The following is a 22442-nucleotide window of genomic DNA, read 5'->3' on the forward strand; positions in this document are numbered from 1 at the left end:
CGGTTCGGCGTACGGCGGCGGGTGCGCGTGCACCCGCTCGTGCATTCGGACCGTGCAGTACGCCCGTTTCCGCCCAGAACAGGCACAGCCCGCGGGCGGCGGTACGACGGCTGCGGCGTCAGGGGCAGCGGATGACCTGGCCGGCGTACGACAGGCCGCCGCCGAATCCGAACAGCAGCACCGGCGCGCCGGACGGGATCTCGCGCTTCTCGACCAGCTTCGACAGCGCGATCGGGATGCTCGCGGCCGAGGTGTTGCCGGACTCCACGACGTCCTTGGCGACCACCGCGTTGACCGCGCCGAGGCGCTTCGCGAGCGGCTCGATGATCCGCAGGTTCGCCTGGTGCAGCACGACGCCGCCCAGCTCCTCGGGCTTCAGGCCGGCCTTCTCGCAGACCTGCTGGGCGATCTGCGGCAGCTGCGTGGTGGCCCAGCGGAAGACGCTCAGCCCCTCCTGCTGGAACGGGCCGTCGCGGCCCTCGATCCGGACCGCGTCGGACATCTCCGGGACGGAACCCCAGACCACCGGGCCGACACCGGCCAGGTCGCCCTCCGCCGGGTCGTCGTCCGCGACCAGGACCGCGGCGCCGGCGCCGTCGCCGATCAGGACGCAGGTGGTGCGGTCGGTCCAGTCCGTCCAGTCGCTGAGCTTCTCGACGCCGATCACGATCGCCTTCGACGCGGCGCCCGCGCGGATCGCCTGGTCCGCGGTCGCCAGCGCGTACGCGAAACCGGAGCAGGCGGTGTTCAGGTCGATGGCGGCCGGGTTGCCGAGGCCGAGCCGGGCGGCGACCCGGGCCGCGATGTTCGGGGACCGGTCGATCGCGGTACAGGTGGCGACGATCACGTAGTCGATCTCGGTGACGTCCAGGCCGGCGTTCGCGATGGCCTTGTCGGCGGCCCGCCAGGCCATCTCGTCGACGGACTCGTCCGGCCCGGCGATCCGGCGCTCGCGGATCCCGACCCGGCTCTGGATCCACTCGTCGTTGGTCTCGACCATGGTGGCGAGCTCGGCGTTGGTGAGCACCCGCTCGGGCTGGTAGTGGCCGAGCGCGACAACTCTTGATCCGGTCATCTACCTGCTCCTGCGGGATCGTCGGCGTGGGGGCGCCCCCAGCGTACGTTCCCGGACCGGCTGCTGTTGATCCCTCGTCTCACACCTGTGGCCGGGAACACAAGGTCGCTGCCCCACGACCCGCCGCGACGGAGTCGTGGCAATCAAGCCAGCCCGGCGGCGCTGAGGGCGGAGCGGAGGTCGGGGGCGGCGAAGGTGCGGAGGCCGTACTTCTTCTGGATGTCCATCGGCTTCGCCTCGCGGCTGCGGTTCGGGATGTCGGCCGGGACGATCGCCTTGGTGAACCCGAGCCGGGCCGCCTCCGCGAGCCGTTTCTCCAGGCCGCCGACCCGGCGCACCTCGCCGGCCAGGCCGACCTCGCCGATCGCGATCAGGCCGGGGTGGATCGGCTTGTCCATCACCGACGACGCGACCGCGATCGCCACCGCCAGGTCCGCGACCGGCTCGGTGATCTTCACCCCGCCGACGGTCGCGACGTACACCTCCTGGTCGGTCAGCTTCAGCCCTGCCCGGTTGCCGAGCACGGCGAGCACCATCGCGACCCGGGACGACTCCAGCCCGGATGTCGTACGGCGGGGTTGCGGGGCGGCGGACGGGCCGACCAGCGCCTGTACTTCGGCCAGCAGCGGTCGGCGGCCCTCCATCATCACGGTCACGCAGGTCCCGGCGACCGGCTCGGCGTGCTCGGAGACGAACAGGCCGGTCGGGTCGGTGACCTCGACGATGCCGGTGTCGACCATGTCGAAGCAGCCGACCTCGTCGGACGGGCCGAACCGGTTCTTGGTCGCGCGCACCATCCGGAACCCGGAGTGCCGGTCGCCGTCGAAGGCGAGCACGACGTCGACCAGGTGCTCGAGCATCCGCGGGCCGGCGATCGCGCCGTCCTTGGTGACGTGGCCGACCAGGACGACCGCGATGTGCCGCTCCTTCGCCAGCCGGACCAGCGCACCGGTGACCTCACGGACCTGGGTGACGCCGCCCGGGGCACCGTCCACCTCGGGGTGCGCCATCGTCTGCACGGAGTCGATCACCAGGAACGACGGCTTGACCGCGTCGACCTGGCCGACCACCGCGCCCAGGTCGGTCTCGGCGGCCAGGTACAGGTCGTCGACGAGGGCATCGGTCCGGCCGGCGCGCAGCCGCACCTGGGCGGCCGACTCCTCGCCGGACACGTACAGCGTCCGCTCGCCGCCGCGGGCCGACTGCGCCGCCACCTCGAGCAGCAGCGTTGACTTGCCGACGCCGGGCTCGCCCGCGAGCAGGATCACCGCGCCCGGCACGACCCCGCCGCCGAGCACCCGGTCCAGTTCGCCGATCCCGGTCGGGCGGGACTCGGCCTCGATCGCGGACACCTTGGAGATCGGCATCGCCGGCGAGGACACCGGCCCGGCGGTGATCCGGGCCGCCTTCGGCGCGCCCACCTCGGCGACCGTGCCCCACGCCTGGCACTCGCCGCACCGCCCGATCCACCGCGCCGAGGTCCACCCGCACTCCGAACACGCGTACGCCGATTTGCCCTTCGCCTGAGTCGCCGCCTTCGCCATGCACACAACCTATTTCAGGCCGCCGACAAAACGTCTGAAGGCGCGTTTCAGCCAGGTGCCGGCCTTGCGGTGCGGCGGGTCTTCGGCGACCGCCGGCAGGTCCGACGTACGGCGGGCCGCGTCGAGGTACTTGGTGAGGAGCTCGCTCTCCGACGTACGCAGCAGCTGGCTCTGTTCGAGCAGGACGAGCGCGGCCTCGAGGTTGCCGGCGGTGACCTCCGCGGAGCCTAGGTGCTGCAGGCAGCGGGCGTGGCCTTCGCCTTCGTCGATCTCGGCGTACAGGTGGGCGGCGTGCTCCCAGCGGCCGACGGCCTCGTGCCGGTTGCGCTGCATCCAGGCGGCGACACCGATGAGCTCCAACGCGTGGGCCTCGCCGCTGACGTCACCTGCGGCTGTTGCGTGGGCGTGTGCGGGCCGCAGATGTTCCAGTGCGCCCTCGCTGTCGTGCTGGTAGAGGTGTACGACGGCCAAGTTGATGGAGATCGCTACGTCGGCAGCCAGGTCCGGGCCGGGGCGGCGGAGGCGTGCCTCGTCCAGGCGGTCCCGTGCGTTCAGTACGGCCTCCTCGCGGTCGTTGCCGGCCGGTGCGCGATTCGCGGCGGCCAGGTTCACCAGGGCCCGCTCCACCTGTCGCCGCATCTTCAGCGCGAACGCAGTACGGCCGTTGGCGCCGATGTTGTCCGAGACGCTCAACCGGGCGTTGGCCGCGTCCAGATCACCCAGCATCCGGTACGCCGTTGCCGCGCGGGCTGCTGCGAGTTCGGAGAGGCTCCTGCGGCCGGCTGCTTCGGCTGCCGCGCTCAGCAGGTCGCTGAGCTGGAGGAGCGCGTCAGGGTCGGGATGACGTACGTACCAGGCCTCCAACGCGTCGCAGACGCGGGCGAAGTCGTCGATCGCGTCATTGTGCGGCTCTTCCGTCGCGAGCAGCTGCCGGAGTCGCTCCTCGTTGAGCGCGAACCACTCGGCCGCAGCCATCCCGCCCGCGTTGGAGCCGAGCGCGACCATCCACTGCTCGGCCTCCTCCGCTGCCACGTGCAGGTCGCTCACACCGAGCTGTCGGCGCCGCCGTGCCCGCCTGGCCCGGGCGCGCAGCCGGAGGAAGATGGCGACCACCAGCAGGATCGTCACGGAGTACCCGACCCACTGCACGATGCCACGCTGGCCGAAGCTCTGACTGAGCAGCTGCGACGAGAGGTCGGTGAGCAACCCGGAGGCGACGGCGCCGATGGTCAGCGACACCTCTTGAGCCCGCGACGGCTCGTCCCGCTCCTCCTCGCTCACGGCCGGCTCCCTGTGGTCAGCCCACGCACCACGGTGCGCCAGAAGGACAGCAACAGCACCACGGGTACGACCGACGCGACAACAGCCGCAGCCGCGACCGGTCCGCTCGACGTGGAGAACTGCCGCGCCTCACCCCACAGCACCAACGAGAGCGGCGTCGTACCAGGCCCACTGATCAGGAACCCCACGATGAAGTCGTTCCACACCAGGGCGAACTCCAGCACCGCGACAGCGATCAGTGCGGGCCGGTACGTGCGCTGCACAGTCGCCAGTACTGCGCTCTGCCGCACCGGGCCCTGCAACGCCTCAGAAACCACTGCAGGCGGTGCCGATGCGAAGGCCGACCGCAGCAGCAGTACTGCGAACGGCAGACCGGCGGCCGCGTGTACCAGCGCCAGTGAGACCCGTGACCCCGCCAACCCGGCTGCGTCGATCGCATCGCGCAAGGGAGCGGCGTACATCTGGACAGGCGTGACAGCGAGTACTACGAACACGGCCATCGCGACCCGACCTACTCGTGGTGGCAGACCGCCCCACGCCACCAGGTACGCCGTCGGCACCGCTATCACCAGCAGTACCGCCGTCGCAGCCGTAGCAATGACCAGTGTGGACAGCAACGCCCTGAACAGCCCGACGTTGGCCGCGGCCGCGAACGACGAGAACCCCAGGCCCGAGGGCGACCACCAGCCACGCAGCCCGGCCTCCCGTGGCGAGTGCAGCGCCGTGGCGACGAGTACTACCGCCGGCAACACCCACACCAGTGCCACAGCCGACCCGATGAACCAGCCGAGCCGCCGTACCACCGGCCGCGGTCGCGGCCGTCTCAGCGTCGGCTCCAGCGGTACGACGGCAACCGGCATCGCCCACCGCCGTCGCCTCAGCCCGCGTACGCCGATCAGCCCGACAGCGGCGACGATCGCGAACAGCACGACACCGAGCGCCGCCGTACGCCCGGAGTCCGCGTTGGTCGTGGACGCCCGCCACCAGTTCAGCCCCAGTACGTCGGCGGACCGCTGCATGGACCCTGGTACGACGATCAGCACCAGGTCGAAGACCCGTACTGCGGCGATGACCAGCGTCAGCGTGACCACACCGGTGATCGGGCGCAGCAGCGGGATCTCCAACGCCCACAGGCGTTTCCAGCCCCGGACGCCCTCGGCCGCGAGTGTCCGGGACACGTCGTCAGGTATGGCGTCCAAGCCGGCACGGAAGAGCGACACGACGTACCCCAACCAGGTCCAGCCGAACGCGGACATCAGCACGATCCAGAACAGGCCAGGACCCAGCCACACCGGGCTGGAGCCGAACAGGCGTGTCGTGACCGCCGTGATGGTCCCGCGTTCCGGTGTCGGGTCGAAGATCATCCGGAAGGTCGCACCGGACACCAGCACCGAGACGGCGAACGGAATCACCAGCGCGGGCTGCAGCAGCGTCGTGACCGCGGGCAGACGATAACTCAACAGAGCAAGGGAGAACCCGACGGCGACCGTCCCGCAAGCGACCAGCACCCACAGCAGACTGTTGCCCACGGCATGCAACGCGGCCGGGTCGCCGATCACCGCGAAGTTCCCGAACCCGAAGTGCTGGTTCGTGACGAACGCCTTCACCACGGTCACACCGATCGGCACCAGCAGTACGCAACTGAGCAGCAGCGCCGGCAGCCCGAGCAGAAACGGTCCGGCCGGCCGCCGTGGTTTGCCCTGCACCGGGCGGCCGGTGATCTCCCGGCCGACGACCTCGAGCGACAGGCCGTTCGTCTGCAGACCCATCAGCTCGTCTCCACCTTCCGCATCGCGCTCATCGCCGCGACGACCGCGTCCGGTACGGCGTCCGTGCCCCGGCCGCCCACCGCGATCAGGAAGTCCGTCAGCACCCGCCAGAGGCCGTTGATGCCCCCGAGCGCGCCGAGCAGGTCGGACAGGTCGAACTGCAACTGCCCGCCCGGCATGGTCAGCTGCTCCGCGAGCCGGGTCAGCTCGGGGGAGTACCCGGAGGTGCGTCTGTCGACCAGAAACCCGCCTTCGGCGATCCACGGATCCACTGCGGCCGGTGCGGCCAGCCGCCGGACCAGGTCACGGGAGTTGTCCGAGATGGGTGCCGCCAGCACCATCACGTCGCCGCCGACGACCACAGGCGCCGGAGCTCCGGCGGACATCGGCGGGAACGTGAAGAGCCCGATGTCGTCGGGATCCGCGGCGAACGAGCGGACCACCGGCTCCGCGAAGTCGGACGCGAGCACCATCGCGGCCCTGCGATGCCCGAACACCTCCACCAGCGCGTCCGGGAACTGCTGGACCAGCGACTCCTTCACGCCACCCGCCAGCGCACCGGGCGCCGACCACATGGTGCCCAGCAACCGCAGCGCAGCCCCGAACTGTGGCTGCTGCGACGGCCGCGGGTGTGCTGCGGTAGCAAGACCGACGTACACAGACGGCGCTATGCCCAGCAGGATGTTCTCCAGGAAGTCCGTGAGCACCCAGCCGTCTCCTGCGCCCAGCGCCAGCGGTGTGACGCCTGCCTGCGTCAGTGTCCGGTTCAGCGCGAGCCAGTCCGACCAGTGCTGCGGCGGTTGTACGCCGACCTGCCGGAAGACCGACGGGCGGTACCAGACCGCCGACTTGTGCGCTGTCTTGAACGGGACGCCGTACGTCTGCCCCTGCTGCACCAGGAGGTTTCGCCAGAGCCTCACCTGACCTAGTGGGGCGAGGTCGTCGGGCATCGGTGCCAAGTCGCGCCAGTGCTCCCGTACGAGCCCTGGCTGCGGCAGCATCACCACGTCCGGCCTTCTGGCGGCGGGGGCATCGAAAGCAGTGGAGATGTCGTCGCCAAGCGGTACGACCTCGACCGGGTAGCTCAGCGCACCAAGACCGTGCAGGACCTTGTGGAACGCGCGTAGCTCCTCACCGCTCCAACTGACTGCAACGCGTACAGCACGGCGCAGTCCTAGTACGTCGCTCGAGCACCCGGTCAGCAACAGCGTCGCCGCGGCTCCGAGTAACGCTCTGCGGCTACTCGGCATCGTCGAATCCAGTAGTACGGGTCGTGCTGGTCGTAATGAGCAGCAGGGCGACCGAGGCGAGGTCCGGGTTGGGCCGGATCGACAGGAGTGAGCCCCAGGTAGGTAGGCCGTTCGCGTCCTCCAGCACGATCACCCGCGGGTATGCGCCGAGCGCACGGGCCACACCGGTCAGCCGGCGGCGCCCTGGCGTGATCTCGTGCGGGTAGCGGTCCAGTACGTCCTCGAGGCCACAGCCGACCGCCTGTACCCGGCTCTGTTCGCGGGCCGCCTGCTTGGTGATTGAGTGCGTCGTGAGGTGGCCGTGCACCACATTGCCGAGCACGGTGAGGTGGGGGAGCAGTCCGCCTTCGGCTGGCACCAGCCGCACCGCACCACCGGCCAGGACGATCGCGCTCGGCGGTGGATCGTCCAATCCGGTCAGGAGGTCGGCCAGCCTGCGACGGTCGGCCGCATGGGGCACCACCACCGCACGCTGCTCACCTACGTCGATGCGGAGTCGCTCCGGCAACCCCGGTACGCGTTCGAGCAGCAGTCCGTCCATCTGTGCCCGGCGCCTCCCAAAATGCCCCGTCGACTGGTCCGTCAACCCTATGAGGATCCGAGGTCCGCCCGCAGGCACCAGAGTGTCGCTCAGTAACCGCGGCTCCACAGGTTGATCGCGTAGTCGACCTCGACGCCGGTGTGCGAGGCCAGGATCCGGCGGGCGTCCTGGGGCGTGAACTCGATCTTCACCACCGCCTCCAGATCGGCCCGGCTCTGGAACCGCCAGCCCATGTCCAGCCGCGTCCGCTGCCAGCAGCGGTCGGCCCAGAACCGCTCCACGACCGGCGCCTTGATCATCGGGTACGACGTACTGAACCACTGCCCGAACGTCGACCGGCTGCCGTCGTTGTCGATCACGAACGCGGTCCCGCCGCGGCGCATCACCCGGTCCAGCTCGGTCAGCCCGGGCTCGCACCCCGGCCCGAAGAAGTACGCCCAGCGCGCGTGCATCACGTCCACCGACGAGTCCGGTACCGGCAGCCGCTGCGCCGATCCCTGCCGTACTTCGACGTTCGGCAAGGATCCGGTACGCCGCCGTGCTGCCTCCGCGAGGCCACCGTGCGGCTCGACGCCGACCACCTGGGCAGCGGTCCGCGCGAACATCGGCAGGTAGAACCCGGTGCCGCAGCCGATGTCCAGCACGGTCCCGCCGGTCCAGTCCCGGATCGCCCGCATCGCCGGCTCGATCACACCGTTCGGGTCGACCGCCCGGTTCTCGATCTCGTACACCTTCGGGTGCTGCCAGATGTTCGGGCTCGGGATCCCGCCGTCCGCGATGCTCACAGCGCTAGACCCTAGCCAGTGCCTGCTTCGTGGTGGCGGCCAGCAGCGCCGCCGGGACGAGCAGGATGCCGCAGAAGACGGCCAGCCAGTGGAAGCCGAGGTACGCGAGGACCGGGCCGGCAGCTGTGCCCGAAAGGGAAGCCAGGATGCCCATCGTCAGGTCGGACAGACCCTGCGCCGACGTACGGATGTCGTCCGGGACGGACCGGGACAGCAGCGTCGAGCCCGCGACCAGGCAGGCGGACCAACCGAGGCCCAGCGTGAACAGCGCGAGCCCGGTGAGCGCATGCGCGTCGTCCGGAGCCACCGCGGCCAGCGTCATCGCCACAGCCAGGACGCCCAGGCCGATGCCGATCGTGGGGATGCGGCCGAGCCTGTCCGCCAACCAGCCGGTCAGCGGGGACAGGGCATACATGCCGGCCACGTGACCGCTGATGACGAAGCCGACGATGGTCAGCGAAGCACCGTGGTGCCGCAGGTGGACCGAGGTCATCGACATGACGCCGACCATCACCGCGTGCGCCGTGGCGATCGCCAGCAGGCCCAGCCGCGCGTGCGGGATGCTCACGACCTGGCGGAACGTCTGTGCCAGCGGCTGGCGCTCCACCTTGTCGGGGCGCACCTGGCTGCGCATGCCCGTCCACACGGTGACCGCACTGAGTCCGAAGGCGACCACGGAGAACACGTACGGGCCGGCCAGCGTCAGGATGCCCAGCTTCGTGCCGATCGAGCCGCCGACGCCGGTCAGGTTCGGGCCGATGATCACGCCGATCGTGGTGGCCCAGACGACCAGGCCGAGTGAGCGGGCGATCCGGCTGGGCTCGGCTCCGTCCGTTGCGGCGTACCGGGACTGGAGGTTGGCGGCGCTGCCGCTGCCGAACAGGCAGCCGGCCGCGAGCAGTAGCGCGAGCGAGCCGAGCTGTGCGGCGAGGATCGACAGCATGGCGCCTACGAAGGCGATCCCGTAGCCGATCGTCAGCGAAACCCTTCGGCCGCGGGTCCGGGCAAGGCCGGCCAGGGGTACCGCGACGACGGCTGCACCCACAGTGCTGGAGGTGGCGACGAGGCCGGCCAGGGAGGTGGAGCCGGAGACGTTTTCGGCGAGGAGTCCGGCGACGGCGAATCCGCTGGCTGTCGCGACGCCGCCGAGGGCATTGCTGGCCACCAGAACCCGGAGAGTTGTCCGCTGCCGCTCGCTTGTCACGGGCAAACCCTCTCATGAACCTGACAGGCAGCCGCTTATAGGATCGTCCTGACGTAATTCGACGACCGTTCTGATGATTCAGCCCCTTGGAGTCCGGATGCCCGACATCGCGATCGTTCCCGCGCCGCATGAGCTCACCGTCGACGAGGGCCGGTGGATCACCGCCGACCCGATCGCCGGCGCCGTCCGGGACGTGGTCGAGAACCTCGACGCGACCGAGTACCGGATCGACATCAGCACCGACGGGGCCCGGCTGACGGCCGGTTCCGAGGACGCGCTCCGGCACGCGGAGACGACGTACGCACAGCTCGTCGAGGCTGCCGAACCGGCCGAGCACGGGAAGGTCGCCGTACCGCTGGCACACGTCGCGGACGCGCCGCGGTTCGGTTGGCGCGGGATGATGCTGGACGTCGCGCGGCACTTCATGCCGAAGGAGTTCGTGCTCAGGGTCATCGACGTACTCGCGCTGCACCGGCTGAACGTGCTGCACTTCCACCTCACCGACGACCAGGGCTGGCGGGTCGAGATCGAGGCGTACCCGAAGCTGACCGAGGTCGGCGCGTGGCGCGAGCACACGATGGTCGGCAAGATGTCCCACGGCCAGACCGACTTCGAGTACGACGGCATCCGGCACGGCGGGTTCTACACCAAGGACGAGCTCTGGGAGATCGTCGCGTACGCCGCGGAGCGGGGCATCACGGTCGTACCCGAGATCGACCTGCCGGGGCACATGCAGGCGGCGATCACGGCGTACCCGGAGCTCGGGAACCACCCGGACCAGCAGCTGAGCGTGCGGCCGTACTGGGGTATCAGCGACGACGTGCTGAACGTGAACGACGCGACCGTCGAGTTCGTGAAGACCGTGCTGCGGGAGGTGCTGGAGATCTTCCCGTCGCCGTACGTGCATCTCGGTGGTGACGAGTGCCCGTCGGTGCAGTGGGCCGAGTCGGAGGTGGCGCAGAAGCGGCAGGCCGAGCTCGGGCTCGACGAGCCGGGGCAGCTGCAGGGGTGGTTCACGGCGCAGGTCGCGGAGGTGCTGGCCGAGCAGGGGCGGCGGCTGGTCGGCTGGGACGAGATGGTCGAGACCGACTGCCCGAAGGACGCGGTCATCATGGCGTGGCGGAGTGCGCAGCGCGGCGAGGTGGCGGCGAAGGCGGGCCACGAGGTCGTGATGGCGCCGTGCGAGTCGGTGTACTTCGACTACTACCAGGGCGACCCGGCGACCGAGCCGCTGGCGATCGGCGGCGACATCCCGCTGCGGAAGGTGTACGACTTCGAGGTGATCCCGGCGGCGCTGTCCGCGGCGGAGCAGGCGCTGATCGTCGGGACGCAGTGCCAGATCTGGACCGAGTACATGGAGGGGCCGGAGCAGGTCGGGTACATGCTGCTGCCCCGGCTGTCCGCGTTCGCCGAGCGTGCCTGGGGCTCGCCGAAGACGTCGTACGACGAGTTCCTCGCCCGCCTCCGCCCGCACCTCAAGCGCATCGAGAACCTCGGCGTGAACTACCGCCCACTGGACTGATCCACCTGCCCGATACCTGAGGGGATAACAAAATCTGCGTTAGCCCTGTTAGGTGGGGTAGACGACCCGGTCGGACCTGGCAAAAGATGAAGTGTCAGGAGGCCCGGTCGGGAGCGGAGGACGCATGACCGCGGTAGGACCGCTGGATGCGATGTTCCTGGGCGGGGAGTCGCGGGAGCAGCCGATGCACGTCGGCGGGCTGATGTTGTTCGAGTTGCCTGAAGGTGCCGGCCGGGATCACGTGTTCCCCGAGAGTTCGCGGGACTTCGTGTCGCGGCTCTACCACGAGATGCTCGCGGCGCCGGAGGTGAATCCGCTGTTCACGCGACGAGTGCGGAACCGGCCGGTGGACCTCGGGTACTGGTCGTGGGAACAGGACGACGAGATCGACCTGGAGTACCACGTCCGGCTGTCGGCGCTGCCGCGGCCGGGGCGGTACCGGGAGCTGTTCGAGCTCACCAGTCGCCTGCACGGGACGCTCCTCGACCGGCATCGCCCGCTGTGGGAGATGCACCTGATCGAAGGCGTCGAGGGCCGCCGCTTCGCGGTGTACAGCAAGATCCACCACTCGATGATCGACGGAGTGACAGCACTCCGCTGGATGCAGCGAACCCTCAGCACGGACCCCACCCGCACAAACATGCCTGCCACCTACGCCCTGCCGAGCACCGAGGCAGGACGAGTGGATGGCGGGGTGGCGGAGGTGCTGGGAGCTGTCGGCCGGCTTCCTGGGCGAGCACTCGGAGCTGGGCGGGCGCTTGCGGATCTGGCCGGGTTGCCGTCGGCCGGGTTGAAGAGTTTGCTGTATTCGACGATGCCGTTTCAGGCGCCGCGGACGGTGTTCAACCAAGGGGTGACCGGGGCACGGCGGTTCGCGGCGCAGTCGTGGCCGATCGAGCGGCTGGAGAAGGTACGGGCGATCACCGGCGCGACGCTCAACGACGTACTGCTCGCCATGTGTTCAGGTGCCCTGCGCAACTATCTGCTCGACCTGAACGCGCTCCCGGACAAAGCCCTGACCGCGATGGTCCCGGTCAACCTGCGGACCTCCGACACCGGCCCCGGCGGCGGTAACTCGCTCGCGACGCTGATCGCCGACCTCGCCACCGACCTGTCCGACCCGGAGAAACGCATCCGCCGGATCATGGCGTCGACCGCGCAGGCCAAGAGCGTGCTGTCCGGCCTCACCCCGCTGCAGAACCTGATCGTCGGCGCCCTCGGTTTCGCGGTCGCCGGACCCGGCGCGGTCCTCCCGGGCGTCGCCGGCCGTACGACGCCGCCGTACAACCTTGTCATCTCGAACGTCCCCGGCCCCACGGAGAGCCCGCTCTACTGGAACGGCTCCCGTCTGCTCGGCCTCTACCCGGCGAGCATCGTGATGAACGGCCAGGCGCTGAACATCAGCGTCACCAGCTACGCCCACCAACTCCACTTCGGCCTGGTCGGCTGCCGCCGCACCGTCCCGCACCTGCAACGCATGCTCGCCCACCTGGAAACCTCACTGGCCGAGCTGGAGAACATCCACTAAACCCGGACGATCCCGTTCGGCGTCTGGAAGACGGCAGCGACAAGACCCGGCTGCCCGCTCGGCCCGATCCAGCCGACGTCGAGATCGTCCAGCAGATGATCCGCCGGGTGACCGATCCAGTCGGTGACCCGGGTCGGGTCGCCGGCGATCTCCAGGCCGGTCAGCTTCACGTCCTTGCCGCCGATCGACGGGTGCTCGCCGAGGTCGTCCCAGTGGATGAAGAACGGCAGTTGCGGGTCCGCCATCAGCCCCTTGACGCCGATCTGCCGCCAGGCCAGGTTCACCCCGTCGGGCCGGTGCCGGTTACCGGGCACCGCCTGCCGTCCGAGGCGCTTCTCCATCGCCTCCATGTCGGTGACCTCCACGACCCAGCCGAGCCACCCGCCGCCGAGCTCCTTGCGGGCCCGGACCGCCTGGCCGAACGGCGCCTTGTCCGACGCCGGATGGTCGAGCACGTCGACCACCTCGATGTACCGGTCGTTCTCCAGCGGGAGGATGTGGTTCACGGTGCCGAACCGCGGGTGCACCCCACCGTCGACGAACTCGGCTCCGAGCAGCGCCGACAACCGCTCGACGGTCGCGCGGCAACCGTCCGGCCCGCACGCGTACGACAGATGATCCAGACGCATGTCGATCATTCTTGCCTCCCGCACCGGCGACCGTACTCTCGAAGGTGTGTCGGACTAGGATCGGTGTCATGCGCACTGTAGTCGTCGGCGGCACCGGGCATGTCGGCACCTACCTCGTGCCGCGGCTGGTCCGTCTCGGGCACGACGTGACGGTCCTGAGCCGCGGCGAGCGTACGCCGTACCACTCGGACGGCGCCTGGAGCGACGTCACGTTCGTCCGGGTCGACCGCCCGGCCGAGGACGCCGTCGGCACCTTCGGCCGGCGTGTTGCCGACCTGGATCCGGACATCGTCATCGACCTGATCTGTTTCACCGAGGACAGTGCCCGTCAGCTCGCCGAGGCACTGGACGGCAGGATCCAGCACTTCCTGCACTGCGGCACGATCTGGGTGCACGGCCCGAGCATGACCGTCCCGACCCGCGAGGACGCGCCGCGCACGCCGTTCGGCGACTACGGCAAGCAGAAGGCCGCGATCGAGACGTACCTGCTGTCGAAGGGCCGCCGCGACGGCTTCCCGGTCACGATCGTGCACCCGGGACACATCTGCGGACCCGGCTGGACACCGGTCAACCCGGCCGCCAACTTCGATCTCGGCGTCTACGAGCAGCTTGCCCGAGGTTCCGAGGTGCTGCTGCCGAACCTCGGTCTGGAGACGCTCAACCCGGTGCACGCCGACGACGTCGCGGGGGTGTTCCTGGCCGCGATCGCGAGCCGCTCGACCGCGATCGGCGAGAGCTTCCACGCGGTGGCGAGCGACGCGGTCACGCTCCGCGGCTACGCTCACGCGGTCGCCGAGTGGTTCGGGAAGCCGGCGAACCTCGGCTTCGTGCCGATCGGCCAGTTGCGTGCCCACCAGTCCGAGAAGCAGGCCGACGCCACCTGGGACCATGTGGAGCACAGCCCGAACTGCTCGATGGACAAGGCCGCCCGGCTGCTCGGCTTCCGCCCGCGCTACTCCGCGATCGAGGCCGCGCTGTCCGGCATCTCCTGGCTCGTCGACAACGGGAAGATCACTTAGAGAGCGTCTGAGAGGCGGGATGCGGCAGCAGCGGCCGGGCCGCCTCGAGGTGCTGCCGGCAGAGGTCCGCGAGTACGTCGTACGCCTTGTCGCCCATCAGCGTCTGCAGCTCGACCTTGCTGGACTCGAACACCGGCTCGACCGCGATGTGCGCCTCGGTGTTCCCGGTGCAGTACCAGTCCAGGTCGTGCCCGCCGGGACCCCAGCCGCGCCGGTCGTACTCCCCGATCCCGACCTCGGTGTACGTCGTGCCGTCCGGCCGCTCGACCTCGCGGAACGTCCGCCGGATCGGCAGCTGCCAGCACACGTCCGGCTTGGTCTCGACGAAGTGCACGCCGCGCTTCAGCGCCAGCCCGTGCAGCGCGCAACCCGCGCCGCCGGCGAAGCCCGGACGGTTCAGGAAGATGCACGCGCCGTCCCAGACCCGGGTCTTCCGGTCGCCCTCGTCGTCGGTCTCGACCCAGCCGTTGGCGCGACCCTCCTTGCGGAACTGCCAGTCGTCCTTGCCGAGCTCCTTGACGTACTTCTTCACCCGCTTCTCGTCGTCGGCGTCGGAGAAGTGCGCACCGAGCGTGCAGCAGCCGTCGTTCGGACGGCCCTTGTAGATCCCCTGGCAGCCGCCGCCGAAGATGCAGGACCAGTTGGACGTCAGCCAGGTCACGTCGCAACGGAAGACCTGGTCGGGGTCGTCGGGGTCGATGAACTCGACCCAGGCGCGGGGGAAGTCGAGAGAAACCTCAGGCACCTGGAAAGCGTACGCGCCTCTGCCTCACATCTGTGAAATGCACTGCTACTCCCGTTGTCCAGTAGCGTGAGGGTATGCGGCTCGGCGTACTCGACGTGGGATCAAACACCGTCCATCTGCTCGTGGTGGACGCGCATCGTGGTGCCGCGCCGCTGCCGGCGTACTCGCACAAGACCGAGCTACGGCTGGCCGAGCACCTCGACAAGGACGGCAAGATCGACGGGTCCGGTGCCGACGGGCTGATCGCGTTCACCAAGGAGGCTGTGCAGCTCGCCGAGGACAAGGGCTGCGAGTCGGTGCTCGCGTTCGCCACCTCCGCGCTCCGCGAGGCACCGAACGGCGAGAAGGTGCTGGAGCGCGTCCGCACCGAGACCGGCGTGCACCTGGAGGTGCTCAGCGGCGAGGACGAGGCCCGGCTGACGTTCCTCGCCGTACGCCGGTGGTTCGGCTGGTCCTCCGGCCGCTTGGCCGTCTTCGACATCGGAGGCGGCTCGCTGGAGATCGCCGCCGGGTCGGACGAGCAGCCGACGGTGGCGGAGTCCGTCCAGCTCGGCGCCGGGCGGCTGACCCGGGAGGCGCTGACCGCGGACCCGCCGGACAAGGACCAGGTGCGTGCGCTGCGCCGCCGGATCCGGCTGGAGCTGGCCGCGGTCGCCGGTCCGGTACTGCGGGCCGGTAAGCCGCAGCGGTCCGTGGCCACCAGCAAGACGTTCCGCTCGCTGGCCCGGATCGCGGGGGCCGCTCCGTCCGCCGACGGGCCGTACGTACCGCGCACGCTGAACCGGGGCGACCTGAACGAGTGGATCCCGAAGCTGACCACGATGACCGCCGCCGAGCGGGCCGCCCTGCCCGGCGTCTCGGCCGGGCGCGCGTCCCAGCTGACCGCCGGTGCCCTGGTCGCCGACGCCGTGATGGACCTCTTCGACCTGCCCGCGCTGGAGGTCTGCCCGTGGGCCCTGCGCGAGGGTGTCATCCTGTCCCGGCTCGACCAGCTGCAACCCCGGTGAACCGATGAGCCCTCGTACGACCGCGAAGATCGGCCTGTCCACCGCCTCCGTCTATCCCGAGTCCACCGCCAGCGGTTTCGAGCTGGCGGCCCGGCTCGGGTACGACGGTGTCGAGGTGATGGTCGGGATCGACCCGCTGAGCACCCAGATCGACGCGATCCAGCGGCTGATCGACTACCACCAGCTGCCGGTGCTCGCGATCCACGCGCCGACCCTGCTGATCATGCAGCGCGTCTGGGGTACCGACCCGTGGAGCAAGCTCGAGCGCAGCGCCGAGGCCGCGAAGGAGCTCGGCGCGGACGTGGTCGTCGTCCACCCGCCGTTCCGCTGGCAGCGGGACTACGCGCGCGGGTTCGTCGAGGGGATCGCCCGGCTGGAGGCGGAGACGGGTGTGAAGCTGGCGGTCGAGAACATGTACCCGTGGCGGGCCCCCGGCCGCGACCTGCAGGCGTACGCGCCGAGCTGGGACCCGACCGAGCAGAGCTACGCGCACACCACGCTCGACCTGTCGCACGCGTCCACCGCGGAGCAGGACTGCGTCGACCTGGCGGCGACGATGGGCAGGAGCCTCACACACGTCCACCTCACCGACGGCACCGGCTCCGCGAAGGACGAGCACCTGGTCCCGGGCCGGGGTACGCAGCGCGCCGCCGACCTGCTCACCGAGCTGGCGAGACTGGACTTCAGCGGGCACATCATCATCGAGATCAACACCCGCCGCGCGACCAGCCGCTCCGAGCGTGAGGTCGACCTGGTCGAGTCGCTGGAGTTCACCCGCCGGCACTTCGTGAAGACCCGGCGGACGCCGTTCGCGGTCAGCCCGAACGGCGAGATCTCGGAGCTGACCCCATGACACCCCGATGACACGAGCCCGCCGTACGCCGGGACGCCGCCCAGGGGGACCGGACACCCGGGGAGAGATCCTCGACGCCGCCCGCGAATCCTTTGCGGACAAGGGATTCGCGGCCACCTCGATGCGCGCCGTCGCCCGCCGGGCCGGGGTGGACGCGGCGCTCGTGCACCACTACTTCGACAGCAAGGACGAGCTGTTCATCGAGGCGATGGCGATCCCGGTCGACCCGCGCCAGATCGCCGCGCACATCCTCAGTGGGCCGCGGGAGGAGACGGGCCGCCGGATCGCGACCGCGTTCCTCGGGGTCTGGGAGTCGCCGGACGGGCAGCAGCGGATGAAGGCGCTGTTCCGTAGCGTGCTGAGCAGCGACGAGGTGGCCCGGATGATGCGCGAAGGCATCACGCAGATGATCATCCAGCCGATCTCCCAGATGCTTGACGTACCGGACGCCCGGCTGCGGGTCGGCCTGGTCGCGACCCAGCTGGTCGGGGCCGCGGTCGTCCGCTACCTGGTCGAGCTGGAGCCGGTCGCGTCGGTCGACGTCGAGACGCTGATCGACCGGTTGGCGCCGGTCCTGCAGCAGCACCTGACCGGCTGATGGAGATCCCGTCCGACGCCGAGATCCGCGCGCTGCATCGTGCGTACGCGCCGAGTCGTGAGGCGTACGAGGTGGTGTTCGAGCACTGCCGGCTGGTGTGTTCGGTGGCCACGCAGTTCTTCGCCGGGCTGGACGTCGACACCGATCTGGTGCGGGCGGGCGCGCTGCTGCACGACGTCGGGGTGTACCGGTTGGAGTCGTCGGCGTACGTACGGCACGGCGTACTGGGGCATGAGCTGCTCGCCTCGCTCGGGTTCCCGCTGGAGATCTGCCGGTTCTGCTCATGTCACACCGGCGTCGGAATCACCCGGGACGACGTCGTCCGGCAGGGGCTGCCGATCCCGGTCGGTGACTACCTGCCGCGGACGCCGGAGGAGGAGCTGGTGATGTACGCGGACAAGTTCCACAGCAAGCGCACGCCGCCGGTGTTCCTGTCTGGGGATACGTACGCAGCCGAGGTCGGACGGTTCGGGGCGGACAAGGTACGCCGGTTCGGCGAGCTCCGGCAGCGGTACGGCGACCCCGAGCTCGGCGCGCTCAGCGACGCCACCGGGTACGCCGTCATTTGACTGTCGCCCTGTTGCGCGGGCGGCTCGGTGCGCGCTAAATTCATCATATGATGAAAAACTCGGTGAGCTGCCGCGACGTGGTCGTGGTGCGCGGCGAGCAGGAGGTCCTGCACGGGATCGGCTTCGATCTCCGGACCGGGACGGTGACGGGTCTGCTCGGGCCGTCCGGCTGTGGGAAGACGACACTGATCCGCGCGATCGTCGGCCTGCAGGCACAGGTCACCGGCGACGTGTCGGTGCTCGGGCTGCCGGCCGGTGCCCCGAAACTGCGCGGCCGGGTCGGGTACGTGACGCAGGAGCCCAGCGTGTACGGCGATCTGACCGTCACCGAGAACCTGCGCTTCTTCGCCGCGGTGCTCGGCGTCCCGGTGTCCGACGTGGCGCAGGTGATCGAGACCGTCGACCTCGTGTCGCATGCCGACGTACGCGTCGATCGGCTGTCCGGTGGGCAGCGGTCGCGGGTGTCGCTGGCCGTCGCGCTGCTCGGCAGTCCCGAGCTGCTGGTGCTGGACGAACCAACGGTCGGGCTGGATCCCGTGCTGCGGCGGGATCTCTGGGAGCTGTTCCACCGATTGGCCGACAACGGTGCGGCGCTGCTGGTGTCCAGCCACGTGATGGACGAGGCGTCCCGCTGTGATCGGCTGCTGCTGATGCGCGAGGGCGAACTGCTCGCCGACGAGACCCCCGACGCATTGCTCACCGCGGCCGGTACGTCGGACATCGAGCAGGCGTTCCTGACCCTGATCGAACAGAAGGAGGCCGCCCGATGACTCCCCGCGTGACCCTCGCCGTCGCCGCCCGGGTGATCACCCAGCTGCGACGGGACCCGCGGACGGTGGCGCTGCTGATCGCGCTGCCGACCGTGTTCGTCACCCTGATGTGGTGGATGTTCCACGACAACCCGGCGGTCTTCGACCAGATCGGCGGGCCGCTGCTGGCGATCTTCCCGTCGATCGTGATGTTCGTCGTCACCGCCGTCACCACCCTGCGCGAACGGTCCGGCGGGACGCTGTCCCGGTTGTTCACGATGCCGATGGCGAAGCTGGACTTCCTGCTCGGGTACGCGCTCGCGTTCGCACTGGTCGCCGTCGTGCAGGCGGTCGTGCTGGTCTCGATCACCTTGTATCTCCTGGGTCTGGACATCCAGGGCGCCGCCTGGCAGCTGGGTGTCGTCGCGGTTCTCGACGGCGTCCTCGGCGCCGCGCTCGGCCTGCTCTCCAGCGCGTTCGCGGCGACCGAGTTCCAGGCCGTGCAGATGATGCCCGCGATCATGATCCCGCAGATCCTGCTCTGCGGCCTGTTCGTACCCCGCTCCGGCCTGCCGTCGGTCCTGCACGCGGTGAGCGACGTACTCCCACTGTCCTACGCCGTCGACGCCGTCCTGGGAGTTGCCAAGGGCAACGGCTTCACCACCACGACCGGCGCCGACGCCCTCGTGGTCTTCGCCTTCATAGTCGCCGCCCTCGCCCTCGGCGCCGCCACCCTCCGCCGCCGTACCGCTTAGGGGAAGGTGCGCACCGGATCCGCCCCGGCCGTCCCCGCTCAGCCGGCGAGGTGGGAGACGTTCTGCCAGCCGGGGTCAAGGGTGGTGGTGACGGCAACCTTGCCGTGCGGCCAGCCGGTGGTGGCGGCCTGGAGCTGGGCGTCGGCGGGGGTGGACCCGTCGGTGTAGTAGTGCAGGATGCGGACGCCGCCGGACGTCTCGTGGGCGAGAAGGTTGCCGGAGCCGCCGAGGCGGTCGGTGAGGTGGTCCTCGAAGGCGCGGAGCTCGTCGAGCATCTCGGACTCGGGCAGGCCGTCCTCCCGGACGACGGGGTACCGGATCGACACTTCCACGTGGGTGTCGAGGTGCGGCCGCCGGATCGAGCGCAGCGGGTACTCGGCGGTCGCGATCACCCGCTGACCGTCGCGCGTACCCTCGAGCATCTTCCACGCGGGGCTGCCGTCCTCCAGCGTGTGCTCGGCGGCGAACCCGGCCACCGCCGGCAGCAGTTCCATCACCGGTACGCCGTCCGCCGGAGCATCGGCGAGGGCCTCGATCGCGCCGACCCAGGTCTCCACCATCTCCTCGCCCAGCACCAGGTCGAGGATCAGGAACGTCACCCGCTGCTGAGCGTCCACCGACAGCGACGCGAACGCCGGGTGATGTACGCCGACGTGCACCGACGCCGAGTCGGGCTCGATCGACACCACGGACTCCTCGATCGGGACCGGTGGCAGCCCTTCGAACTGGATCGTCACGGCGGGCCCCGGCCGGCGCAGGTCGGCGTACTCCCAGACCTGGTCCGACGGCGGTGCGGCGCGCAGCCAGCGGCGGGCGACCGCGCGGTGTGCGGGGTTGCCCGCGGCGGTCACGATCAGGACGTGCTCGGCATGCAGCCCGCGGCCCAGCTCCCACTCCAGTTCGGGATGGATCCGGCCGAGCCGCTCGGTCAGGTCGGCGTTCGTCGCGGACGGCTCGCGACGGGCGACGGCGTCCGCCACCAGGCCGGCGCCGGTCGTCGTCCACCAGGACCAGAACGCGCCGATCGGGTCGGCCTCCACGGCGTTCCGGCGGCGACGCTTGAAGATGGGCATGAGCGCATCTTCTACCACTCAGGGGTGCGACCATCGAACCAGTGACCGTGCTGGTGTGGCCCCGGCCACACAAACGCCCCACGATTCCGCAAAGCCCGGTTCAGGCGCGTAACCTGCATTCACCACTGGCAAATGGGTGGGTTGATGAGGAGGAACACGTAGTGCTTCGGCGAGTCCTGCTGGGCATGTCCCGCAGCCCCCAGATCAAGAAGGCCGTGTCGTCGCTGCCGGTGTCCAGCGGCATCGTCGCGCGGTTCGTCGCCGGTGAGACCACTCCGGAGGCCGTGCTCGCCACCGAGAAGCTGGTCAGTAACGGCCTGCGGGTCACCCTGGACCATCTCGGCGAGGACGTCACCGATCTGGCCGCGGCGACGGCGACCGCCGAGGCGTACCTCGACCTGCTGAAGCAGCTCTCCGCAGCGGGCCTGACCGCGAACGCCGAGGTCTCGGTGAAGCTGTCCGCGGTCGGCCAGGCACTCCCCGGCGACGGCGAGAAGATCGCGCTGGAGAACGCCCGCACCATCTGCCTCGCGGCCCGCAACGCCGGTACGACGGTCACCCTCGACATGGAGGACCACACCACCACCGACTCGACGCTGGGCATCCTCCGCGAGCTGCGCCAGGACTTCCCCGAGACCGGTGCGGTCCTGCAGGCGTACCTGCGCCGTACCGAGGGCGACTGCCGCGACCTCGCGCACTCGGGCTCCCGGGTCCGGCTCTGCAAGGGCGCGTACAAGGAGCCGGAGTCGGTCGCGTTCCAGGAGAAGCGCCAGGTCGACAAGGCGTACGTACGAGCGATGAAGGTCCTGATGAACGGCGACGGCTACCCGATGATCGCCTCGCACGACCCGCGGCTGATCTCGATCGCGGGCGCGCTGGCCGACCGGGCGGGCCGCAAGCCGGGCACCTTCGAGTACCAGATGCTGTACGGCATCCGCCCCGAGGAGCAGCTCCGGCTGGCGGGCCTCGGGCACACCATGCGCATCTACATCCCGTACGGCGAGGACTGGTACGGCTACCTGGTCCGCCGCCTCGCCGAGAAGCCCGCCAACCTCCAGTTCTTCCTGAGGTCCCTGGTCAGCAAGAAGTAAGACGCCCCGGCGGCACTCCGACCGGCACGGCTAACCTGTGGAGCATGAGTGCACAGGTGGCCGTCCTCGGGGCCGGCGTGATGGGGGAGACGTTGCTGTCCGGGCTGATTCGGGCCGGCCGGCGACCGGAGGACCTCCTGATCACCGAGCGCCGGCCGGAGCGCGCCGCCGAGCTGCGGGAGCGGTACGGCGTCGACGTCGTGTCGAACCTGGAGGCGGCGAAGCGGGCGGACACTCTGGTCCTGGTGGTGAAGCCGCAGGACATGCCGGACCTGCTCGCGGAGATCGCCCCGGCGGTGCAGCCGACGCAGACGATCGTCTCGCTGGCGGCCGGTATCACCACCGGTTTCGTCGAGTCGCGGCTGCCCGAAGGCGTCGCCGTGGTTCGCGTCATGCCGAACACGCCCGCTCTGGTCGACGAAGGGATGGCCGCGATCTCCCGCGGTGCGCACTGCGACGAGAGCCACCTGGAGCTCGCCGAGAGCCTGCTCGCGGCGACCGGTCGGGTGGTGCGGGTGCCGGAGAAGCAGCAGGACGCGGTGACCGCGGTCTCCGGTTCGGGTCCGGCGTACATCTTCTTCGTCGTCGAGGCGATGATCGAGGCGGGCGTCCACATGGGCCTGCCGCGCAGTACGGCGACCGAACTCGTCGTACAGACCGTGGTCGGGTCCGCGAAGCTGCTCCGCGAGACCGGCGAACACCCGGCCGTACTGCGCGAACGCGTGACCTCGCCCGGTGGTACGACGGCGGCCGCGGTCCGTGAACTCGAGGACCACAAGGTCCGCGCCGCGTTCCTCTCCGCGATCGAGGCCGCCCGCAACCGCTCCCGCGATCTCGCTGCGGAATAACACCTGT

22 protein-coding genes are annotated in these 22442 nt (G+C 70.0%); 11 read left to right on the plus strand and 11 right to left on the minus strand.

The genetic code is table 11. The annotated features are described in order from the left end of the window. Positions 1–118: 118 nt before the first annotated feature. The 8 genes from JOF29_RS02120 to JOF29_RS02155 all read right to left on the minus strand — a co-directional run bounded on the left by JOF29_RS02120 (position 119) and on the right by JOF29_RS02155 (position 9449). Positions 119–1075 (minus strand): beta-ketoacyl-ACP synthase III, encoded by a 957-nt coding sequence (locus JOF29_RS02120; RefSeq protein ID WP_209692542.1) that lies wholly within the window; start codon positions 1073–1075, stop codon positions 119–121. A 143-nt stretch (positions 1076–1218) separates the two neighbouring features. Continuing rightward, positions 1219–2619 carry a DNA repair protein RadA gene (gene radA, locus JOF29_RS02125; protein WP_209692543.1) on the minus strand — a complete coding sequence of 467 codons (1401 nt, stop codon included), beginning with the start codon at positions 2617–2619 and terminating at the stop codon, positions 1219–1221. 9 nt (positions 2620–2628) lie between these two features. Next, the gene (locus tag JOF29_RS02130) at positions 2629–3900 is read right to left on the minus strand and encodes a tetratricopeptide repeat protein (protein ID WP_209692544.1); all 1272 of its coding nucleotides are present in this window, start codon (positions 3898–3900) and stop codon (positions 2629–2631) included. Next, positions 3897–5669: an ABC transporter permease subunit gene (locus JOF29_RS02135; RefSeq protein ID WP_209692545.1), complete on the minus strand. Its 1773-nt coding sequence runs from the start codon at positions 5667–5669 to the stop codon at positions 3897–3899. The genes JOF29_RS02130 and JOF29_RS02135 overlap by 4 nt, the downstream gene beginning before the upstream one ends. After that, on the minus strand, positions 5669–6919 hold the full coding sequence (locus JOF29_RS02140; protein ID WP_209692546.1) for an ABC transporter substrate-binding protein: 1251 nt from the start codon (positions 6917–6919) through the stop codon (positions 5669–5671). The genes JOF29_RS02135 and JOF29_RS02140 overlap by 1 nt, the downstream gene beginning before the upstream one ends. Further along, positions 6909–7460 carry a P-loop NTPase family protein gene (locus JOF29_RS02145; RefSeq protein WP_209692547.1) on the minus strand — a complete coding sequence of 184 codons (552 nt, stop codon included), beginning with the start codon at positions 7458–7460 and terminating at the stop codon, positions 6909–6911. The genes JOF29_RS02140 and JOF29_RS02145 overlap by 11 nt, the downstream gene beginning before the upstream one ends. Positions 7461–7549: 89 nt before the next feature. Then, the gene (locus JOF29_RS02150) at positions 7550–8245 is read right to left on the minus strand and encodes a class I SAM-dependent methyltransferase (RefSeq protein ID WP_209692548.1); all 696 of its coding nucleotides are present in this window, start codon (positions 8243–8245) and stop codon (positions 7550–7552) included. A gap of 4 nt (positions 8246–8249) precedes the next feature. Continuing rightward, the gene (locus JOF29_RS02155) at positions 8250–9449 is read right to left on the minus strand and encodes an MFS transporter (RefSeq protein ID WP_307863108.1); all 1200 of its coding nucleotides are present in this window, start codon (positions 9447–9449) and stop codon (positions 8250–8252) included. A 97-nt stretch (positions 9450–9546) separates the two neighbouring features. Between JOF29_RS02155 and JOF29_RS02160 the strand changes: the two genes are divergently transcribed. Both JOF29_RS02160 and JOF29_RS02165 read left to right on the plus strand, forming a co-directional pair. Beyond that, positions 9547–10971 carry a beta-N-acetylhexosaminidase gene (locus JOF29_RS02160; protein WP_209692550.1) on the plus strand — a complete coding sequence of 475 codons (1425 nt, stop codon included), beginning with the start codon at positions 9547–9549 and terminating at the stop codon, positions 10969–10971. Between the two features lie 124 nt (positions 10972–11095). Next, on the plus strand, positions 11096–12499 hold the full coding sequence (locus JOF29_RS02165) for a WS/DGAT/MGAT family O-acyltransferase (RefSeq protein WP_209692551.1): 1404 nt from the start codon (positions 11096–11098) through the stop codon (positions 12497–12499). On the opposite strand, the gene JOF29_RS02170 is transcribed toward JOF29_RS02165, so the two are convergent. Then, positions 12496–13128, minus strand: a complete 633-nt coding sequence (locus JOF29_RS02170) for a VOC family protein (RefSeq protein WP_209695926.1) — start codon at positions 13126–13128, stop codon at positions 12496–12498. The genes JOF29_RS02165 and JOF29_RS02170 overlap by 4 nt on opposite strands. A gap of 68 nt (positions 13129–13196) precedes the next feature. On the opposite strand from JOF29_RS02170, the gene JOF29_RS02175 reads away from it, so the two are divergent. Then, positions 13197–14147: an NAD-dependent epimerase/dehydratase family protein gene (locus JOF29_RS02175; protein ID WP_209692552.1), complete on the plus strand. Its 951-nt coding sequence runs from the start codon at positions 13197–13199 to the stop codon at positions 14145–14147. On the opposite strand, the gene JOF29_RS02180 is transcribed toward JOF29_RS02175, so the two are convergent. Then, positions 14140–14892 (minus strand): DUF3109 family protein, encoded by a 753-nt coding sequence (locus tag JOF29_RS02180; protein ID WP_209692553.1) that lies wholly within the window; start codon positions 14890–14892, stop codon positions 14140–14142. The genes JOF29_RS02175 and JOF29_RS02180 overlap by 8 nt on opposite strands. Positions 14893–14966: 74 nt before the next feature. On the opposite strand from JOF29_RS02180, the gene JOF29_RS02185 reads away from it, so the two are divergent. From JOF29_RS02185 to JOF29_RS02210, 6 genes are read left to right on the plus strand one after another with little or no spacing between them, the layout of a single operon-like run. Next, the gene (locus JOF29_RS02185) at positions 14967–15899 is read left to right on the plus strand and encodes a Ppx/GppA family phosphatase (protein WP_209692554.1); all 933 of its coding nucleotides are present in this window, start codon (positions 14967–14969) and stop codon (positions 15897–15899) included. A 4-nt stretch (positions 15900–15903) separates the two neighbouring features. Beyond that, positions 15904–16752 carry a sugar phosphate isomerase/epimerase family protein gene (locus tag JOF29_RS02190; protein ID WP_209692555.1) on the plus strand — a complete coding sequence of 283 codons (849 nt, stop codon included), beginning with the start codon at positions 15904–15906 and terminating at the stop codon, positions 16750–16752. 7 nt (positions 16753–16759) lie between these two features. Then, positions 16760–17350 (plus strand): TetR/AcrR family transcriptional regulator, encoded by a 591-nt coding sequence (locus tag JOF29_RS02195; RefSeq protein WP_209692556.1) that lies wholly within the window; start codon positions 16760–16762, stop codon positions 17348–17350. Then, complete coding sequence (locus JOF29_RS02200) at positions 17350–17919, plus strand: HD domain-containing protein (RefSeq protein WP_209692557.1); 570 nt, start codon at positions 17350–17352, stop codon at positions 17917–17919. The genes JOF29_RS02195 and JOF29_RS02200 overlap by 1 nt, the downstream gene beginning before the upstream one ends. A 47-nt stretch (positions 17920–17966) precedes the next feature. Then, on the plus strand, positions 17967–18689 hold the full coding sequence (locus tag JOF29_RS02205) for an ABC transporter ATP-binding protein (RefSeq protein WP_209692558.1): 723 nt from the start codon (positions 17967–17969) through the stop codon (positions 18687–18689). After that, the gene (locus tag JOF29_RS02210; protein ID WP_209692559.1) at positions 18686–19423 is read left to right on the plus strand and encodes an ABC transporter permease; all 738 of its coding nucleotides are present in this window, start codon (positions 18686–18688) and stop codon (positions 19421–19423) included. Before JOF29_RS02205 ends, JOF29_RS02210 begins: the two co-directional genes overlap by 4 nt. 38 nt (positions 19424–19461) lie before the next feature. Here JOF29_RS02210 and JOF29_RS02215 read toward each other — a convergent pair whose 3' ends face one another. Further along, positions 19462–20496 carry a DUF695 domain-containing protein gene (locus tag JOF29_RS02215; protein ID WP_209692560.1) on the minus strand — a complete coding sequence of 345 codons (1035 nt, stop codon included), beginning with the start codon at positions 20494–20496 and terminating at the stop codon, positions 19462–19464. Between the two features lie 161 nt (positions 20497–20657). On the opposite strand from JOF29_RS02215, the gene JOF29_RS02220 reads away from it, so the two are divergent. Together JOF29_RS02220 and proC are read left to right on the plus strand one after the other, a co-directional pair. Then, on the plus strand, positions 20658–21587 hold the full coding sequence (locus JOF29_RS02220; protein ID WP_209692561.1) for a proline dehydrogenase family protein: 930 nt from the start codon (positions 20658–20660) through the stop codon (positions 21585–21587). A 44-nt stretch (positions 21588–21631) separates the two neighbouring features. Continuing rightward, positions 21632–22435 carry a pyrroline-5-carboxylate reductase gene (gene proC, locus JOF29_RS02225; RefSeq protein ID WP_209692562.1) on the plus strand — a complete coding sequence of 268 codons (804 nt, stop codon included), beginning with the start codon at positions 21632–21634 and terminating at the stop codon, positions 22433–22435. The last annotated feature ends 7 nt before the right edge of the window (positions 22436–22442 follow it).

It is taken from the genome of Kribbella aluminosa (assembly GCF_017876295.1).
In the GTDB taxonomy this organism is placed as follows: Bacteria; Actinomycetota; Actinomycetes; order Propionibacteriales; family Kribbellaceae; genus Kribbella; species Kribbella aluminosa.

Excerpts from the sequence above, each read along its gene's own strand:
- JOF29_RS02120 (WP_209692542.1), bottom strand. The coding sequence starts at position 1,075 with ATGACCGGATCAAGAGTTGTCGCGCTCGGCCACTACCAGCCCGAGCGG.
- radA (WP_209692543.1), bottom strand. The coding sequence starts at position 2,619 with ATGGCGAAGGCGGCGACTCAGGCGAAGGGCAAATCGGCGTACGCGTGT.
- JOF29_RS02135 (WP_209692545.1), bottom strand. The coding sequence starts at position 5,669 with ATGGGTCTGCAGACGAACGGCCTGTCGCTCGAGGTCGTCGGCCGGGAG.
- JOF29_RS02140 (WP_209692546.1), bottom strand. The coding sequence starts at position 6,919 with ATGCCGAGTAGCCGCAGAGCGTTACTCGGAGCCGCGGCGACGCTGTTG.
- JOF29_RS02145 (WP_209692547.1), bottom strand. The coding sequence starts at position 7,460 with ATGGACGGACTGCTGCTCGAACGCGTACCGGGGTTGCCGGAGCGACTC.
- JOF29_RS02160 (WP_209692550.1), top strand. The coding sequence starts at position 9,547 with ATGCCCGACATCGCGATCGTTCCCGCGCCGCATGAGCTCACCGTCGAC.
- JOF29_RS02165 (WP_209692551.1), top strand. The coding sequence starts at position 11,096 with ATGACCGCGGTAGGACCGCTGGATGCGATGTTCCTGGGCGGGGAGTCG.
- JOF29_RS02170 (WP_209695926.1), bottom strand. The coding sequence starts at position 13,128 with ATGCGTCTGGATCATCTGTCGTACGCGTGCGGGCCGGACGGTTGCCGC.
- JOF29_RS02175 (WP_209692552.1), top strand. The coding sequence starts at position 13,197 with ATGCGCACTGTAGTCGTCGGCGGCACCGGGCATGTCGGCACCTACCTC.
- JOF29_RS02185 (WP_209692554.1), top strand. The coding sequence starts at position 14,967 with ATGCGGCTCGGCGTACTCGACGTGGGATCAAACACCGTCCATCTGCTC.
- JOF29_RS02190 (WP_209692555.1), top strand. The coding sequence starts at position 15,904 with ATGAGCCCTCGTACGACCGCGAAGATCGGCCTGTCCACCGCCTCCGTC.
- JOF29_RS02195 (WP_209692556.1), top strand. The coding sequence starts at position 16,760 with ATGACACGAGCCCGCCGTACGCCGGGACGCCGCCCAGGGGGACCGGAC.
- JOF29_RS02200 (WP_209692557.1), top strand. The coding sequence starts at position 17,350 with ATGGAGATCCCGTCCGACGCCGAGATCCGCGCGCTGCATCGTGCGTAC.
- JOF29_RS02205 (WP_209692558.1), top strand. The coding sequence starts at position 17,967 with ATGATGAAAAACTCGGTGAGCTGCCGCGACGTGGTCGTGGTGCGCGGC.
- JOF29_RS02210 (WP_209692559.1), top strand. The coding sequence starts at position 18,686 with ATGACTCCCCGCGTGACCCTCGCCGTCGCCGCCCGGGTGATCACCCAG.
- JOF29_RS02215 (WP_209692560.1), bottom strand. The coding sequence starts at position 20,496 with ATGCCCATCTTCAAGCGTCGCCGCCGGAACGCCGTGGAGGCCGACCCG.
- proC (WP_209692562.1), top strand. The coding sequence starts at position 21,632 with ATGAGTGCACAGGTGGCCGTCCTCGGGGCCGGCGTGATGGGGGAGACG.